This window comes from Bradyrhizobium sp. UNPA324, assembly GCF_006658635.1.
Classification (GTDB): Bacteria; Pseudomonadota; Alphaproteobacteria; order Rhizobiales; family Xanthobacteraceae; genus Bradyrhizobium; species Bradyrhizobium nanningense.
In genome coordinates, this window is the sequence record NZ_LFJD01000004.1 from 2,355,235 (window position 1) to 2,370,185 (window position 14,951).

The 14,951-nt window shown below is 61.8% G+C and carries 15 protein-coding genes and 1 pseudogene; 7 read left to right on the forward strand and 9 right to left on the reverse strand.

The genetic code is table 11. The features are described from left to right. Positions 1 to 350: 350 nt before the first annotated feature. A complete protein-coding gene (locus UNPA324_RS11490; protein WP_128920983.1) occupies positions 351 to 620 on the reverse strand; it encodes a DUF1330 domain-containing protein in 270 nt (89 codons plus the stop codon). Between the two features lie 405 nt (positions 621 to 1,025). Beyond that, a pseudogene (locus UNPA324_RS36165) lies at positions 1,026 to 1,136 on the reverse strand (DUF1330 domain-containing protein); the annotation flags it as partial. Positions 1,137 to 1,701: 565 nt separating this feature from the next. On the opposite strand from UNPA324_RS36165, the gene UNPA324_RS11500 reads away from it, so the two are divergent. Next, complete coding sequence (locus UNPA324_RS11500) at positions 1,702 to 5,079, forward strand: adenylate/guanylate cyclase domain-containing protein (RefSeq protein ID WP_246667161.1); 3,378 nt, start codon at positions 1,702 to 1,704, stop codon at positions 5,077 to 5,079. A gap of 226 nt (positions 5,080 to 5,305) precedes the next feature. Here the strand turns inward: UNPA324_RS11500 and UNPA324_RS11505 are convergent, their stop codons facing one another. Continuing rightward, positions 5,306 to 6,664 (reverse strand): hypothetical protein, encoded by a 1,359-nt coding sequence (locus UNPA324_RS11505; protein ID WP_164936447.1) that lies wholly within the window; start codon positions 6,662 to 6,664, stop codon positions 5,306 to 5,308. A gap of 276 nt (positions 6,665 to 6,940) precedes the next feature. Here UNPA324_RS11505 and cysE point away from each other — a divergent pair, with 276 nt between their 5' ends. After that, on the forward strand, positions 6,941 to 7,765 hold the full coding sequence (gene cysE, locus UNPA324_RS11510) for a serine O-acetyltransferase (protein WP_128920937.1): 825 nt from the start codon (positions 6,941 to 6,943) through the stop codon (positions 7,763 to 7,765). A gap of 130 nt (positions 7,766 to 7,895) precedes the next feature. Further along, positions 7,896 to 8,114: a DUF3126 family protein gene (locus UNPA324_RS11515; protein ID WP_007602550.1), complete on the forward strand. Its 219-nt coding sequence runs from the start codon at positions 7,896 to 7,898 to the stop codon at positions 8,112 to 8,114. Positions 8,115 to 8,531: 417 nt separating this feature from the next. On the opposite strand, the gene UNPA324_RS11520 is transcribed toward UNPA324_RS11515, so the two are convergent. Next, positions 8,532 to 9,239: a hypothetical protein gene (locus UNPA324_RS11520; protein ID WP_141934725.1), complete on the reverse strand. Its 708-nt coding sequence runs from the start codon at positions 9,237 to 9,239 to the stop codon at positions 8,532 to 8,534. A 219-nt stretch (positions 9,240 to 9,458) separates the two neighbouring features. On the opposite strand from UNPA324_RS11520, the gene UNPA324_RS11525 reads away from it, so the two are divergent. After that, on the forward strand, positions 9,459 to 9,788 hold the full coding sequence (locus UNPA324_RS11525) for a DUF6949 family protein (RefSeq protein ID WP_128920939.1): 330 nt from the start codon (positions 9,459 to 9,461) through the stop codon (positions 9,786 to 9,788). An 88-nt stretch (positions 9,789 to 9,876) separates the two neighbouring features. Then, on the forward strand, positions 9,877 to 10,407 hold the full coding sequence (locus UNPA324_RS11530; protein ID WP_128920940.1) for a gamma carbonic anhydrase family protein: 531 nt from the start codon (positions 9,877 to 9,879) through the stop codon (positions 10,405 to 10,407). Between the two features lie 2 nt (positions 10,408 to 10,409). Here UNPA324_RS11530 and UNPA324_RS35095 read toward each other — a convergent pair whose 3' ends face one another. Continuing rightward, positions 10,410 to 10,574, reverse strand: coding sequence for a hypothetical protein (locus tag UNPA324_RS35095; protein ID WP_164936448.1), 165 nt, complete (start codon positions 10,572 to 10,574; stop codon positions 10,410 to 10,412). A gap of 93 nt (positions 10,575 to 10,667) precedes the next feature. On the opposite strand from UNPA324_RS35095, the gene UNPA324_RS11535 reads away from it, so the two are divergent. Continuing rightward, positions 10,668 to 11,018 carry a hypothetical protein gene (locus tag UNPA324_RS11535; RefSeq protein ID WP_128920941.1) on the forward strand — a complete coding sequence of 117 codons (351 nt, stop codon included), beginning with the start codon at positions 10,668 to 10,670 and terminating at the stop codon, positions 11,016 to 11,018. A gap of 103 nt (positions 11,019 to 11,121) precedes the next feature. After that, positions 11,122 to 11,481, forward strand: a complete 360-nt coding sequence (locus tag UNPA324_RS11540) for a hypothetical protein (protein WP_128920942.1) — start codon at positions 11,122 to 11,124, stop codon at positions 11,479 to 11,481. Between the two features lie 190 nt (positions 11,482 to 11,671). On the opposite strand, the gene UNPA324_RS11545 is transcribed toward UNPA324_RS11540, so the two are convergent. From UNPA324_RS11545 to UNPA324_RS11560, 4 genes are all read right to left on the reverse strand, one after another. After that, positions 11,672 to 12,166 (reverse strand): hypothetical protein, encoded by a 495-nt coding sequence (locus tag UNPA324_RS11545; protein WP_128920943.1) that lies wholly within the window; start codon positions 12,164 to 12,166, stop codon positions 11,672 to 11,674. 177 nt (positions 12,167 to 12,343) lie between these two features. Further along, positions 12,344 to 13,075 carry an aspartate/glutamate racemase family protein gene (locus UNPA324_RS11550; RefSeq protein WP_128920987.1) on the reverse strand — a complete coding sequence of 244 codons (732 nt, stop codon included), beginning with the start codon at positions 13,073 to 13,075 and terminating at the stop codon, positions 12,344 to 12,346. Between the two features lie 36 nt (positions 13,076 to 13,111). Further along, a complete protein-coding gene (locus UNPA324_RS11555; RefSeq protein ID WP_128920944.1) occupies positions 13,112 to 13,990 on the reverse strand; it encodes an ABC transporter permease in 879 nt (292 codons plus the stop codon). 3 nt (positions 13,991 to 13,993) lie between these two features. Beyond that, entirely contained in the window at positions 13,994 to 14,947 is a 954-nt protein-coding gene (locus UNPA324_RS11560; protein ID WP_128920945.1) for an ABC transporter permease, read from the reverse strand. Between the last annotated feature and the right edge of the window lie 4 nt (positions 14,948 to 14,951).

Sequence of the window (14,951 nt, forward strand, 5' to 3'; positions counted from 1 at the left end):
CGCCGCCGAGCAGCGTGATGAATGAGCGCCGGTTCATTGCCCGGTCCCTCCGTTCTTGCGGCCGAAAGGATAACACACCTTATTGCGGCAGGAGACTGCCGCGCTGCGGGATTTCGATCTAACTCATGTCGCAGATGGGTCACAATGCGAATGACTCAACCTGAGCAAATCTGGCGCGCCATGCCTCGCTAAGCGGACCTCAACGAGATGCGCCGCGCTTCGCTGATGAGCCAACAGCAGAAGTTGACCCCATCAATCAATCGCGCGGCCTGCAGCGGCTGCCTCTAGGATCAAATACAGCAACTGGGACGACCAGATGTCTGTAGCCCACTCCCCGAGCCGGACAGGGATTAAGGCGAAGCGCCCTCGACCGCATGGGTGTGATACTTGGCATATTTCTCACCGATGCGTCGTACTTGCACGTGTTCCGGATCGTTCCGCCAGGCTTGAAGCGCTTCCATGCTCGGATACATGTCAATAACGACTCGCTTGGGCGCCTCTCCGTCCACAGCTACGACCTGAGAGCCGCTAGCCGCCACACCTGCAGCTGCGATCAGCCGTCCGCCATGTGCCTTAATGATCTCCCTGGCTTTCCGCTCGCGCGGAAACGGCAGTGATATGCAGGCTCAAATCGAGAGAATTCCACAACCATGAGTGTGCCCCGAGGCACCGATAATTTGCAGACGAGATCGGACGTCGCCGCGACGGCGATGTCCGAGGGGCAGTTAGGCTGATCTATTGCTGCGACGTTTGCCGCTGCATGTCAGTGGCGCCATGCCGCAACGCCGGCTGTCAGCCGCCAGACCCGAGCAAAAACGCATCGACCGACGCAGCTAATCGGTCCGCCACTTGCATGACCTGCGGTTGAGGAGGCAGCGAACCTTTAGAATGGACTGCCAGCCCAGTGCCAGCGGCAAGAACAGCTATTGCGATCGCAGCGAGATATTGAGTCCTCATGGCGATGGTCCTGTCCTGTCATCACCTCAAAACTAACCAGACAACCCCAGAAATGGTTCCCGAGCCGCCTAGGAAGGCCCCCAAGCATGACTTTGTTTGCGCAGCTTAGTCAGTGGCTGGTATTCAGGTGAGTTGTACCAAGCGGCCAGCGAGTGCTTGTCAGGAAATTCGGTAATGACGACGTGCTGCGGCTTTCAATGGCCGCCTTTCGGGAACTGATGCGCGTTATATCCTTTGTCAGATAGCGCCCACCGAATTTGTCGATCATAGGTGCAAGCTTGATTCGATATCTTAAAATATCGCGGGCTCCGTGATGATGTGTGATGTATTCAGCGACAGGTAAGCCTTTTGGCAGAGGCCAGTCTCCGCTTTGATTTTCATGCCGGAAGATTATCACACCCACCAGCGCACCAGCCCACCAGCGGCAGGGTCAGCGGCCGGTATTGCGCGGTTCAAAGTGTCGGTGCGGGGACGCGCGACTGCCCGCCTGACAATATCTTACGATCTTGTTTCCCAATTTTGCCTCGCGCAAGCGACCGCCGGCGAGCTCGCTGGACATGGGCCTAATCCGGAGTGAGCGGCTTGCGCAATTCTCAATGTTTCGGCCGTAATTGGCCAAGCTCCCAAATGATTTCATTCCATCGGGGATCTCCGCGCGCAGGCAGCGAGTTTCAGTAGCCGCGGTCCGCCCGCCGCTCCGCGTTCGCTCTTTCTTCGTGTGTGATACCTTTGCGTAGTGTACGATTGTTCGACATCGAGAGCGAGCGCCAGGCCATGAGAGGCGTCACGGAGTGGCTGGAGTCAATTGGCTTATCGGAATACGCCCGGCGCTTCGCCGAAAACGGCATCGACCTCTCGGTCGTCCACGACCTGACAGAACAGGATCTAAAGGAGCTGGGCGTCTTGCTAGGTCATCGGCGCAAGCTGATGCGCGCCATCGCAGAGCTTGATGACGAAGCTAGGCCTTCGGCTAAAACAGAGCTTTACCTGAACCGACCGGATGAGGGCGAGCGGCGTCATCTTACAGTGATGTTTTGTGACTTGGTTGGCTCCACAGCCCTTGCGGCGCGACTGGACCCGGAGGATATGCGAACGCTGATTGGCGCGTATCACAGTTGCATCACCGAAGTCATAAGCCGCTATCAGGGAAAGATTGCCCGTTACATGGGCGACGGGGTGCTGATCTATTTCGGCTATCCGAAAGCGCACGAGGATGATGCCGAACAGGCTGTGCGCGCCGCCCTTGCAATCATTGATGCCGTAGCGAGCATCCGGAATGTCGCTGCTGCCCTGGAGGTTCGCGTCGGCATTGCGACAGGCACTGTAGTGGTCACCGAGCTTCTGATTGGGAGTGTTCCGGCGGAGCAAGCCGTTGTTGGTGAGACGCCGAACCTCGCCGCGCGGCTACAAGCGATGGCGGAGCCGGGATCTGTGTTGATCTGCGCGAGGACGCGCCGGCTCGCCGGGGGGGAGTTCGAGTACTGCGAGCTGGATCCCGTCGCGCTGAAAGGCTGGGCGGAGCCGGTCCGGGCCTGTCAGGTTCTGCGGACCAGCGGTGTCGAGAGCCGATTCGAGGCGATGCACACCACCAAGCTGCCACCGTTGTTCGGGCGTGACGAGGAGATGGAGCTGTTGTTACGCCGCTGGCGACAAGCCGTACAGGAAGAAGGTCGGGTGGTGACACTTACCGGCGAGCCAGGTATCGGCAAGTCCCACATTGCGTCGGCGCTCAACGAGCGGCTTCAGGCTGAATCCCACGCCACTCTCCGCTATTTCTGCTCCGAGCATCATACCCACAGTGCATTGTTCCCCTTCATCAACCAACTCGAACGTGCTGCCGGATTTAAGCACAGGGACTCGCCTCGGGAGAAGCTATCCAAACTGGACGCTCTGTTAGCGCAATCCACACGAAATCCCGAACACTTGGCAGTCTTGGCAAACTTATTGGTGCTGCCGGCGGATGATCACCACCGGCTGCAGGACCTCACTCCACAAAAACGTAAAGAGAAGACCTTCGCAGCACTATTGGCCCAGCTTGATGGATTAGCGGCGAGGCAGCCGGTCTTACTCATTTTCGAAGATGTACATTGGATTGATCCAACCTCACTTGAGCTGCTCGGAGTTGCGGTGGAGCATGTGCCTCAGCTTAGGGCACTGGTGCTGATCACGGCGAGAGCCGAATTCACTCCCCCCTGGCCGAGTTATCCTCACACCACCATCATCCCGCTTACCCGACTTAGCCGACGTAACGGCACAGCGTTGGTCCTGCGGGTGACCGGAGGCAAAACCCTCCCCAAGGAGGTAATGGAGCGTATTCTCGCACACACGGATGGCGTGCCCCTATTTGTCGAGGAGTTAACAAAGATGGTTTTGGAAGGCGGGCTTTTGCGAGAGCGTGACGGTGAATATGTTCTTGAGGGGCCTCTGCCGTCATTCGCAATCCCAACCACTTTGCAGGCTTCGCTGATGGCCCGCCTTGATCGGTTGTCACCGGTGCGGGATGTGGCTCAAATCGGTGCTGTCGCAGGGCGAGATTTTCACTACGAGCTTCTGAGCGCCGTCGCCGGGCTGCCGAAGCAGAGGTTGGACGAAGCTCTTGATCAGTTGGTCCGTTCGGAACTGATGTTCTGCAGGGGGGAAAATCCACACGCGGTATACACGTTCAAGCACGCTTTGGTGCGAGACGCCGCATATGCTGGGCTCCTGAAGAGCCGCCGCGTGCAACTGCACGCCGCTATCGCGAAGGCGCTCGAGCAGAAATTCCCCGAAGCTGTACGGACGCAGCCCGAGATTATCGCATACCACTATACACAGGCCAAGAATCACAAACGGGCCTTACACTACTGGTACGAAGCAGGCAGACAGTCAGCGGCTCGCTCGGCGCACAATGAAGCGGTCCGTCACCTGAAGCAAGGGTTGGATCAGATTCCGCAGATCGACGACCCGATACTCCGCAACAAGTCGGAGTTGCTGCTACAGATAGCACTCGGCAACGCTCTCCGGGCAACTAAGGGGTGGAGCACTGACAGCGTCAAGCATGCGTACACGCGAGCGCTTCAACTCTGCAAAGAGAGTGGGCTTGACGAACATGTCTTGCCTGCGATCTTTGGTTTATGGACGTGGAACTTCGTTCACGCATCGCTTGGTGAAGCTCAAGCTCTTGCACAACATTTGCTGGATAGTGCCGAGAGGGCGGATAACTCGGTTTTCAGGGTTCTTGCCCACGAGGCTGTAGGGTTTACATTGTTCGCCCAGGGGAAATTTGCCGATGCTCACGCGGAGCTGGAACGTAGTCTTGGCCTCTGTGAGGACAGTAAGGCTGCAGAATACCTTGACCTGTCGGCACAAGACCCCCGAATTCATGTCCGGGTATACGACGGCATGACCCTCTGCTTACTCGGTCATCCAGATCGAGCTTTGCGAATGTGCACGGAGGCACGCCGATACGCAGATGCATCTCAACATCCCTTCAGTGAGGCAATCGCACGAACGATAAGCCTTCGCGTGCATCAGCTTCGGGGCGATGCCACCGCTGTCGCTGCGGAGGCGAACGTCGCAGTTGCGTTCTGCGAAGAACATCAGTTTGCGCACTATCTGGCCATGGCCCTGATTTTGCGGGGATGGGCGAGCGCTTACCAAGGCAACTTTGAGAGAGGTCTCGCCGAAATTCAGGAGGGCTTGGAACAAGAACGCGCCACTGGCGCGCTATTGTTTGAGACTTACGCTTTAGGGCTATTAGCGGACGCATGCATAGAGCACGAACACTACGGGAAGGCGCTCGACTTTCTGAAGCAGGCGCAATTAAGGCTCAATGAGGAGAATTCCGAACGCTTTTACGAGGCTGAGATATATCGTTTGTTCGCCGAAGCCTACCTCCGATCGAATCATGACTTGGATCAGGCGGAGTTCTACTTTTCTAAAGGCCTTGATGTTGCGCGCGAACAAGAAGCGAAGTCGCTGGAACTTAGACTTTGTTTGAGCATGTGTGACCTGAGCGAACTGAGACACAACGCAGACAGGTATCGCTTACAACTCGGCGCGATTTACGGATCGTTTAGCGAAGGGTTTGAAACTCCGGACCTTGTCAGAGCCAAGGCAAGATTAGAAAGCGCTGGGTGCTGATCAGCTTTGGATTTCTTGGGTCGAAATGCGACCAGGGAGGGCCGCTTGTGGTCCCAAAGCGGACATCCTGCAGACACGCCACTTCTGCTGTGGGCGCTGTTATCGGACTCTAGTTCTTTGCCGACGCGGATAGGCTGTTGAACGCCAAGTCAGTTCCGGGTGTTCATTTTCGACGAAGCGATCGCTGCTCGGACGAAACCAGGCGCGACGACGCTTCACCCCAATCTCATCCCGCTTTGATGTCATCCCCAAAACGGCGCGTCAGCGCCGTCAGCACCACGAAGGTGGCGACCCACACCATCCGCGCGCCGTAGCGGTCGTGGGGGCCCGAGATCACGCCGCAGATGAAGGCGTTGCCGAGCAAGGCCAGCGTTACGGTCGCCGCCAGCAGCGTCAGATCGTCGAGCCGGCGGCTGGCGAGCGCATGCGCCAGCAGCGCGACCAGCGCCAGCATCGAGGCCAGCGCGACGGGGACATGCAGCCAGTTGACGTCGTCGAAATTGATCGCCCAGTGCTGCTGCCGTGCCGCGCGCATCGGCGCGACCTGCGCGGGGACGTAGCGCTCGATGATGCCGTAGGTGTGCGGGATCCAGCCATTGGTGCCTTCGCCGGTCGCGACATGCAGCAATTGCTGGCCCATCGCCCGCAGCGCCGCGCCGGCCTGCCAGGCCGGATAGTCTTTGAGCGACTGCACGACGATGTAACCCATCTCGTCGTTCATGCCTTCAAAGCGGCCGAGCGTGTTGAACATGCTCTTGCCCCACAGGAACTCGTCTGCGGTCGCCGGCAGTTCATTGCGATACGGACAGAGCTTGTAGCGCTCGCGCGGGCAATGGTCGTTGAGATAGCGCGCGACGATGCCGTCCTGCATCATGCGGCCGAAGGCGACGCCGTAACCGCCGGGCGTCCAGGCGAGCTTGCCGGACAGCGCATAATTTGCCGAGACCAGCATCAGGCCGCCCGCAACGATGGTGAGGCTCGCCTGTGCCAATCCGGCCAGCGCAAGGCGCTCTTTAAGAAACGGCCGCGCCATCCAGCCCACGGCGCAAAGGCCGAGCAGCACGCCGAGCGTGGCGCTGTGGGTCGCCGCGGCAAAGGCGGTGAAGACGAAGAGCGAGATCTTTTCCAGCACCGAAGTGCGGCTTGCGCCGACGGCCAGCAGGAACAGCGACAGCACCGAGAGGCCGGCGAAGATGTCGGTGAGCAGCATGCTCGCAAGCCAGGGCAGCGCGGTCGACACGATCAGGCCGAGGCTGATCGCAACGAAGCGGAAGGTCTGCATCATCGAGAGCACGCGAAGGGTGAGCTGCAACAGCCACAACGTCGCCAGCGACTGGACCGCGAGGTTGATCCAGAAACCGAAACTCTCGCCATAATGCAGATAGAGCCCGAACATTGTGGAGCGGCTGGGGACGAGATAGCCCTCGTACCAGCGCGCGAGATAGCCGCCGGTATCCCATTGCAACAGCGGATAGCCATTCCAGAACGCCGGCGCGATCATCAGGAGGGGCAGGGCCACCGCCGCCAGACGCAGCCAAAGCGAGCCCGCGGCGCGCGCGCGCAATTGATCGGTGGTGATGCTCAAATCCGCTCCCGTCCTCGCTTCGGACCATGCTCGCAATAGCGGCTCAAAGAGAATTCACCAATAGTTTGACGCCGCCTGGCTTGAATTTGGCAAAACTCTGACCACCTTGAGCCGACCTTGCCGCTTGGGGGCGTCGGAAGAAACTGTTGTGTTTCAACGTCTTGGTATGCTTTCGCGGGGCAAGCCAAAGTTCACTCTCAGGCAAGCCGGTCAGGACTTTGTCGCCTAGACTATGCTATAGAACCGGTCAAACGAGCCCATTCGAAAGAGCGCCCCATGGCAGTGCATCAGGTCAATCCGGGAGGAAAGCTCGCATCGCTCGATCCGATCTGGGAACGGATCCGGGGCGAAGCGGAGGACATCGTCCGTCGCGAGCCGGAGCTTGCGACCTTCATCTATTCGTCGGTGCTGCATCACAGCCGCCTGGAGGATTCGGTGGTTCACCGCGTCGCCGAACGGCTCGATCACTCCGCATTGTCGGGCGAGCTCGTGCGCCAGGCCTATGGCGAGGCGCTGCGTGACGAACCCGATCTTGGCAACGCCTTCCGCGCCGATCTCGTTGCCGTCTATGACCGCGATCCCGCGACCTCGCGCTTCATCGATCCCTTGCTCTACTTCAAGGGCTTTCACGCGATCCAGACCCATCGCCTGGCGCACTGGCTCTATCTGAAGGGCCGCAAGGATTTCGCGTATTATCTCCAGAGCCGCGCCTCCGCGGTATTCCAGACCGACATCAATCCGGCCGCGCGCATCGGCCGCGGCATCTTCCTCGACCACGCCACCGGCTTCGTCTGCGGCGAGACGGCGGTGATCGAGGACGACGTCTCGATCCTGCACGGCGTCACGCTCGGCGGCACCGGCAAGGAGAACGAGGATCGTCATCCCAAGATCCGCCATGGCGTCCTGATCGGCGCCGGCGCAAAAATCCTCGGCAACATCGAGATCGGCCATTGCGCGCGCATCGCCGCCGGTTCGGTCGTGGTCAAGCCGGTGCCGCACAACGTCACGGTCGCGGGCGTGCCGGCCAAGATCGTCGGCGAGGCCGGCTGCGCCGAGCCGTCGCGCACCATGGATCAGATGATCAACGCCATGGGGCTCTGAGGGGGCCTTTGACGTTGTGAAGGGCCGGATTTTCCGGCCCTTTCCGTCCCAAATTCTTTGGCAATTCATGCTGGCGGTTCGTCGCGTCTCGTCCTAAAACCCGCCGACCATTTTCGATCGGAGACTTGCCGTGGACGTCAAAGAAGTCAGAAAGCTCGACGCATATCTGAAGCGCGTATTCGGCAATCCCAAGATCCGCGTCGTTCCGCGGCCGAAGAAGGACGATTCCGCCGAAGTCTATATCGGCGAGGAATTCATCGGTGTCCTGTTCGTCGACGACGAGGACGACGATCGCTCGTTCCAGTTCCAGATGGCGATCCTCGAGGACGATCTCGTCGATCAGGAGTAGTTTCGCTTTGGTGCCCCGGACGCAGCGCAGCGCCTCGTCGGCGATGCGCTGCAGAGCTGGGGCCCATGCATCGGCGGAGCGCGGGGCCTTCTGGGTCCCGGCTCTGCGCAGCAGCGTAAGCACGCTGCAGCGCGTCCGGGATACGCGAACTGCGAATGCCGCGTCCCACCGCACCGAGATCGAGGGCATTTTCTCCACACCGTCATTGCGAGCGCAGCGAAGCAATCCAGGAATCTTTCCGCGGAGGGATTCTGGATTGCTTCGCTGTGCTCGCAATGACGAACACCAGCTTCATGCCCGCCAATGATGACATCTCAAATCGACTTCGAAAAATACGAATAATTCCAGGCGCTTGGCTGCTGTGCATGGGGTTGTTTTTGCAGTTTTTGCTTTTGACCTAGGCCGAAAGGACCGCGCTCAGCCCTTCGGCCCGCGCAGCTGTGCGGTCAACCTGTCCATCGCTTCCGCCGCATCGCGCCACTGCGACAGCCAGCTTCGCGGAAATCGGAAGGTGAGGTCGGCGCCGCCGACGCGGCGCTCCGAGAGGCACATGCCTGGCGTCGCCGCATCACGCGTGCAACGCGCGGTCAGGGCGGGGCTTGCAGAGGAATAGAAGTCCTCGCTGCCGTAAGGCGTGTCGCTGCGGAACATTCGCATCGTCAGGCCGTCCACGGGCTGGGCTGCGGCCTGGTCGAGATAACGCGGATAGATCGTGGCGGTCCGCTGCTCGGGCGAGAGCGCATCGTGATGGGCTGCGATCGACAGGAAGATGCGGTCGATCGATTGCACCGCCGCTTCCACCGTGTCGGCGGTGACGTGCTTCGGCGCGCCGGGCGGCTCCAGCGACGGATAGAGGAAGTCGAGATCGATGCGCTCCTGCGGTCCCGAGTGCCGCTGGATCTTCATGCGGATCGCTGTCGTCGGCAGGTTGAACAGGGTGCCGCCGACGCTCACCGGCAGCTTGTCCGGGGCGTTCGCGCCGCTGGTGCCCCAGGTCGGCCACAGCAAATAGGCGACGAGCGCAATCGCGCAGGCCGCGGCAATGCCGCCGAGCACGATCGGGACGACGTGCGCCCGGGCGTGCGTGCGGGGGGACCTGAGGGGAGCTTCCGAGAACACCGTCATGAGCTAGCGCAAGAGAGCCGGACGTCGGCCGGGCCGACGAATCAGCGGCGAATATGCCATGCGGCGGCGATTTCGCGCAGCGTTCCCGGCTGCGGCGGGCGGGGACCGCCCTGCGCGCAAGGAGCGCCGGCGTTAACCTTCCCTTAAGGATAATGTAGCGTTAACCAGCGCTATTTGTCACAGGAAGGCGGTGGCGTTGCGTAAGGGCGGACCGTTCCGATGACACCTGAAGCTCTCAATACCTTCTTCTCGATCTGCATCGGTTTCGCGCTCGCGGGCGCGCTCGTGAACGGATACCAGGCGCTGGCGCAGCGCCCCGCAGGCTTCGGCCTGTTGCAGGACGGCGTGGCGCCGAAAACCTTCGCGGCGGTGCCGTTCCTGGTGTTCGCCGCGCCCTTCATCATCATGCGCAACACGCTGCGCGGCATGCGGGTGGAAAGCCGCCGCGCCGAGTTCGTGATGATGGCAACCCTCATCGCCGGCTTCTGGAGCATGATGAGCGGCACCTTCTTCCTGATGACGCTGCGCGCGGCCGGCGTTCTCGGCTGAGGCCTGGCCGGATCGCCCGGCGCACCGGTTCCTTTGCCTCTTCGCCGCCGTTTCGCTATGGCTGGGGTCGACGCGACAGGAGACCTCCATGGCGATCTACGAACTCGACGGGCAGGCGCCCGACCTTCCCGCCGACGGCAATTATTTCATCGCGGAGACCGCGACCGTGATCGGCCGGGTGCGCCTGAAACCGGGCGCGAGCGTCTGGTTCGGCGCCGTGCTGCGCGGTGACAACGAGTGGATCGAGATCGGCGAGGGCGCCAATGTGCAGGACGGCTCGACCTGCCACACCGATCTCGGCTTTCCGCTCGTCATCGGCCGAAACTGCACGGTCGGCCACAACGTCATCCTGCATGGCTGCACCATCGAGGAGGGCGCGCTGATCGGCATGGGCTCGATCGTGATGAACGGCGCCAGGATCGGCCGCAACAGCATCGTCGGTGCCGGGTCCGTCATCACCGAGGGCAAGGAATTTCCCGAACGGTCCCTGATCATCGGCTCGCCGGCGCGCGCGATCCGCACGCTCGACGACGCCCAGGTGCAGCGAATGGGAAGCGCGGCCAAGTTCTATGTCGCCAACGGTCCGCGCTTCAAGAAGGGCCTGAAGCGGATCGATTGAGTTCAGCTGCTCTCGGATTCGCGCGCTTCGATCGCGCCTGCCACCTTCTCGTGGCCGGCGGCCCACAGCGCATGCTCGTCGCTGCCGTCGAGGTAAGGATTGGCCTCAGTCGGAATGTTCTCGCGCGCGGCGCGTTCGCCCTCTGCAAAGGGATCGCGATCGGTCATCGTGATGGCCTCCTCGCTTTCAAGCTGATGTGACGGCATTTGTTCCGGAACCGGCCTTCGCCGCGGCGGTTGACCGGAGAAGGAGAATTTCCAATGGCTGCATCGCCTGCAACCGCTTCAATCAAGACGCTGACCCTGATCTTGACGCTGAACTTGGCCCTCGCGGCGATGCCGGCGGTATCGTTCGCGCAAGCGACTGGCGGGTCTGCCGGATCGACCGGAAGCTCTGCGGCATCGACCGGAGGCTCCGTGGGGGCGAGCGGAGGCGTCGCCAACGCGCCGGCTCCGCCGCCCGGCACCAACAGCCTGGGCACGGCTCAATCGTCCGGCCCGGGCTCCGGAGTCACCACCGGCAGCGGCACCGGGGGCGCGGCTGACGCCACTGTCAACGCCGAGAATCGCATGCTCGACAAGAAGCTGAAGAGCATTTGCCGCGGCTGCTGATGCTCGCGTGGAAGTGAGGCAGTGTGGCTGTCCGGAATGCCCGGGTGACGTTAGCTTGGTCCTGCTGTGAAGCGTGGAGTGTGTCCCTGCGGAGGATCGAGTGATGTTACGCAGGATGATGATGGCGGCGCTGACCGTAGCAGTGGTCGGGTTGTCAGTGCCGCAGGCGGCCGAGGCGCGGGGGTTCGGACATGGCGGCTGGGGTCATGGCGGTGGTGGCTGGGGCCATCGCGGCCATTGGCATGGCGGCGGCTTCTGGCCCGGAGTCGCGATCGGGGCCGGCATCGCCGGCGCCGGCCTCTACGGCGGCTATTACGGCTACGGCTATCCCTATTACGGCGATCCCTACTATTATGGTACCGGCTACGGCTACAATGATGGTTATGGCGGCTGCTACGTCGTGCGGAAGCGCGTCATGACGTCAGCCGGCTGGCGATACCGTCGCGTGGATGTCTGCGAATAGCGTCCTCGACGAGAGGCTGACCGACCAAAAAACAAGGCCGTTGACGCAGTATACCGTCAACGACCTTGCCAGCCCCGGACATTGAAATCGGCTCACGCCATCCGGTGACCGCGAGCATCGCGCGGAATCACACGGGCGAATGTGATCCAGTTCACAAGTCGAAAAAATTAGTCGCGGTAGCGTGAGTTGCTCAGCCGCGCGAGCGCTTGCGCGCGCTGGCGTGGACGCGGTGCCGCTCTGGTTTCCTGCGGGTAACCGTGGGCGCTTCGACGTCGGTTGCTCGCGCGCTGGCGAACGACTGCCGCAGGCCGTCGATGGACTCGTTCAGCGATGCCACCTGCTCGGACAGACGCTTGGCGTCGGCCTGCTGCGCCGCCATCAGCCGCTTCATCGTCTGCAGCTGATCCTGCACCACCTGGAGCTGGTCGATCGATTCCTGCTGGGTCGCCTCCAGCCCCTTGGTCTTCTCGACGAGCTGCTCGGAGGCCTGGGCGGTCCGCGCCTGGAGCTGCCGCGATGCCACCACCCGGTCGGTCTCGGGTGCGGCGCCGGTATAGGCACGCCAGATCGCGATCGAGGTGACGCCAGCGATCAGGAGCAGGAGCGCTGCGGCGGTCAGCGCGATGGGCTGGGCGCCGAGACGAAGAAGGGGGTTGGACGGTGTGTCCTGGGCGAGATCGATCATCGCTGACAAAACCCAAATTGAAACTTGGTGAGTGGCGAAGACCGGCAGCCTGAGGCCGCCGGGGCGTCCCGAAAACGTTACGTGTCGGCAACGAATGGGACCAAAAAGAGGCTAAAGGCCAAAAAACCAGCAATCAGCGGGCCTTGGGGCCTCCGAGGCTCCGCGCCGGCTCGGGAATTAGGGCTGAAACGGCGAAAATGGCCCGGAATAGGTCTTCGCACGCGGCGCCGCATAGGGGCCGAGCCGGGAGGTCTTCAGCCCCAGCCGCACCAGCGATTCCGCCAGCGTCACCGCCGCCGCGACGCCATCGATCACGGGCAGGCCGTGCGTGGCGGCGAGCTCGGCGGCGAGATCGGCCATGCCGGCGCAGCCGAGCACGATGGCTTCGGCGCGGTCGTCACGGACCGCAGCCGTGATCTCCGCGGAGATCTTGCCGAGCGCATCGCTGTTGCGCTCTTCCAGCGCCAGCACCGGCACCTCGGCGGCGCGGACGCGGGCGCAGCGATCGGCGAGGCCGTATTTCCGCAAATTGTGCTCGATCGGCACGATCGAGACACCGAGCGTCGTCACCACGGCAAAGCGCGCCGCGATCAGGCTCGCCATGTGGAAGCCGGCCTCGCCGATGCCGATCACCGGCGCTTTGGCGACGGCGCGGGCGGCATCTAGGCCGGTGTCGTCGAAGCAGGCGATGATGTGCGCCTCCGCGCCATCGCGGTCGGCCTCGCGGATGCAGCCGAGCATGCCGGGCACGGCGAAGGCTTCGTCGTAAAATCCCTCGATCGAGACTGGACCCATCGTCGGCTGCCGCGCGTCGATCACCGTGCCGGGCAGGGCGACCGCGCGCACGGCAGCGGCGATCTTCGCCGTCATCGACGCGGTGGTGTTGGGATTGACGACGTGCAGCCGCATCGGATCAGACAAGTCCCTCGTCAGACAAGCCGGTTCTTAGACGAGTCCTTGGCCGGCGTCCGAACCCTTGGCCGCCTGCCGTTTGTTGAGCATGTGGATGGTGCCAAGCGCAAGGGTGATCACCGTGAACGAGACGGCCGAGATCACGGTCCCGAGCGCATAGATGTCGGGGTTCGTCACCGTGGTGGTGAGGCCCTGCAGATCCAGCGGCAATGTATTCACCGCCCCGATCGCCTGGCTGGAACGGGCGAGCTCGTCCCAGGATAGCGTGAAGCCGAACAGACCGATGCCGATCACCGACGGCAGGATGATCGGCAGCACGACATGGCGGAAAGTCTGCCATGGTGTGGCGCCGAGATCGCGCGCGGCTTCCTCGAGGCGCGGGTCGAAGCGATTGAAGATCGCGAACATGATGAGCAGACCGAACGGCAGCGTCCAGGTCAGATGCGCACCGAGACCTGAGGTGAGCAGGCCCATCGAGGTCTCGAAATTCTCGTTGAAGTAGCTCTTGATCAGATCGTCGATGATGCGGAATTCAAGCGAGATGCCGAGCGAAGTGATGATCGAAGGAACGATCAGGCTCGCGATCGCCGAGTAGAACAGGATGCTTTGCGCGCTGAACTTCCTGCGGAAGGCCATGCCGGCGGCGACCGACAGCACGACGGTGACGATCATCACGATGATGCCGAGCAGCAGCGAGCGGCGGAAGGCCGCGCCGAGATCGACGATGCCGGTGCCCTGGAACAGTTTTGCGATCCAGAAGGTCGACACGCCGTTCATCGGGAAGGTGAGGCCGCCCTGTGGTCCCTGGAACGACAGCACGTAGATCGCGATCATCGGGCCATAGAGGAACAGCACATAGGCCGCGAAGAAGGTCGCGAGCACGTAGAAAGAGCGTGAGCGTCCTTCCTTCATGCTCTAGAGCTCCTTCTTGATGTCGACGATGCGCGACATCATGGTGATGATCAGGAAGGTGATGGCGAGCAGGATCACGGCGTTGGCTGCCGCCGCCGGGAACTGCAGCGCGTTGACCCGCGTTTCGATGATCTTGCCGGCCGCCGCGATCTGCTGGCCGCCCATCACGCCGATAGTGATGAAATCGCCCATCACGATGGTGATGACGAAGATCGAGCCGATCACGATGCCCGGCTTGGCGAGCGGTATGATGACGTTGACCAGCGTCTGGAAGCCGGTGGCGCCGGCGTCATAGGCGGCCTCGATCAGCGACTTGTCGATGCGCACCATCGAATTGAAGATCGGCACCACCATGAAGAAGGTGAAGAGGTGGACCAGCGCCAGCACCACGGAGAATTCGGAGAACAGCAGCCATTCCAGCGGATGGTTGATCAGGCCCGTCTTGACCAGGCCGGAATTGACGAGGCCGTTGCGCCCGAGCAGCGGAATCCAGGCGATCATGCGGATCACGTTGGAGGTCCAGAACGGGATCGTGCAGAGCAGCGACAATCCCATCTGCCAGGTCTTGGACTTGACGTGGAAGGCGAGGAAATAGGCAACCCAGAAGCCGATGAACAGCGTGATCGTCCAGACCATGAAGCACAGCTTCAGCGTCTTCAGATAGGTCTTGCCGATCGTGCAGAGATCGGGGAGCTGCGCGATGCAGCCTTCAAACGTGTCGGTGTAGCCACGGCCCGAAAGGGCCGGCAGCAACTGGTATTCGTTGTAGTCCCAGAACGAGACGATGACGACGAAGACGAGCGGAATGAGGAAGAAGGCGAGAAACACCAGCATCATCGGCCCGGCCTGAAGCCAGGAGATGAAGGACGGCGACAGGCGCGTCGGTTTCGCGGCGCGCGCTGTGCCTGACCCCGGGATCAGGCCCGGGGATGCCTGTTGCAGGACTTCTTCGGACATCTCA

Bases quoted from the DNA above. Each gene is read 5' to 3' on its own strand.
- cysE (WP_128920937.1), top strand. From the start codon at position 6,941: ATGGCAGTGCATCAGGTCAATCCGGGAGGAAAGCTCGCATCGCTCGAT.
- UNPA324_RS11520 (WP_141934725.1), bottom strand. From the start codon at position 9,239: ATGACGGTGTTCTCGGAAGCTCCCCTCAGGTCCCCCCGCACGCACGCC.
- UNPA324_RS11525 (WP_128920939.1), top strand. From the start codon at position 9,459: ATGACACCTGAAGCTCTCAATACCTTCTTCTCGATCTGCATCGGTTTC.
- UNPA324_RS11530 (WP_128920940.1), top strand. From the start codon at position 9,877: ATGGCGATCTACGAACTCGACGGGCAGGCGCCCGACCTTCCCGCCGAC.
- UNPA324_RS35095 (WP_164936448.1), bottom strand. From the start codon at position 10,574: ATGACCGATCGCGATCCCTTTGCAGAGGGCGAACGCGCCGCGCGCGAG.
- UNPA324_RS11535 (WP_128920941.1), top strand. From the start codon at position 10,668: ATGGCTGCATCGCCTGCAACCGCTTCAATCAAGACGCTGACCCTGATC.
- UNPA324_RS11540 (WP_128920942.1), top strand. From the start codon at position 11,122: ATGTTACGCAGGATGATGATGGCGGCGCTGACCGTAGCAGTGGTCGGG.
- UNPA324_RS11545 (WP_128920943.1), bottom strand. From the start codon at position 12,166: ATGATCGATCTCGCCCAGGACACACCGTCCAACCCCCTTCTTCGTCTC.
- UNPA324_RS11550 (WP_128920987.1), bottom strand. From the start codon at position 13,075: ATGCGGCTGCACGTCGTCAATCCCAACACCACCGCGTCGATGACGGCG.
- UNPA324_RS11555 (WP_128920944.1), bottom strand. From the start codon at position 13,990: ATGAAGGAAGGACGCTCACGCTCTTTCTACGTGCTCGCGACCTTCTTC.
- UNPA324_RS11560 (WP_128920945.1), bottom strand. From the start codon at position 14,947: ATGTCCGAAGAAGTCCTGCAACAGGCATCCCCGGGCCTGATCCCGGGG.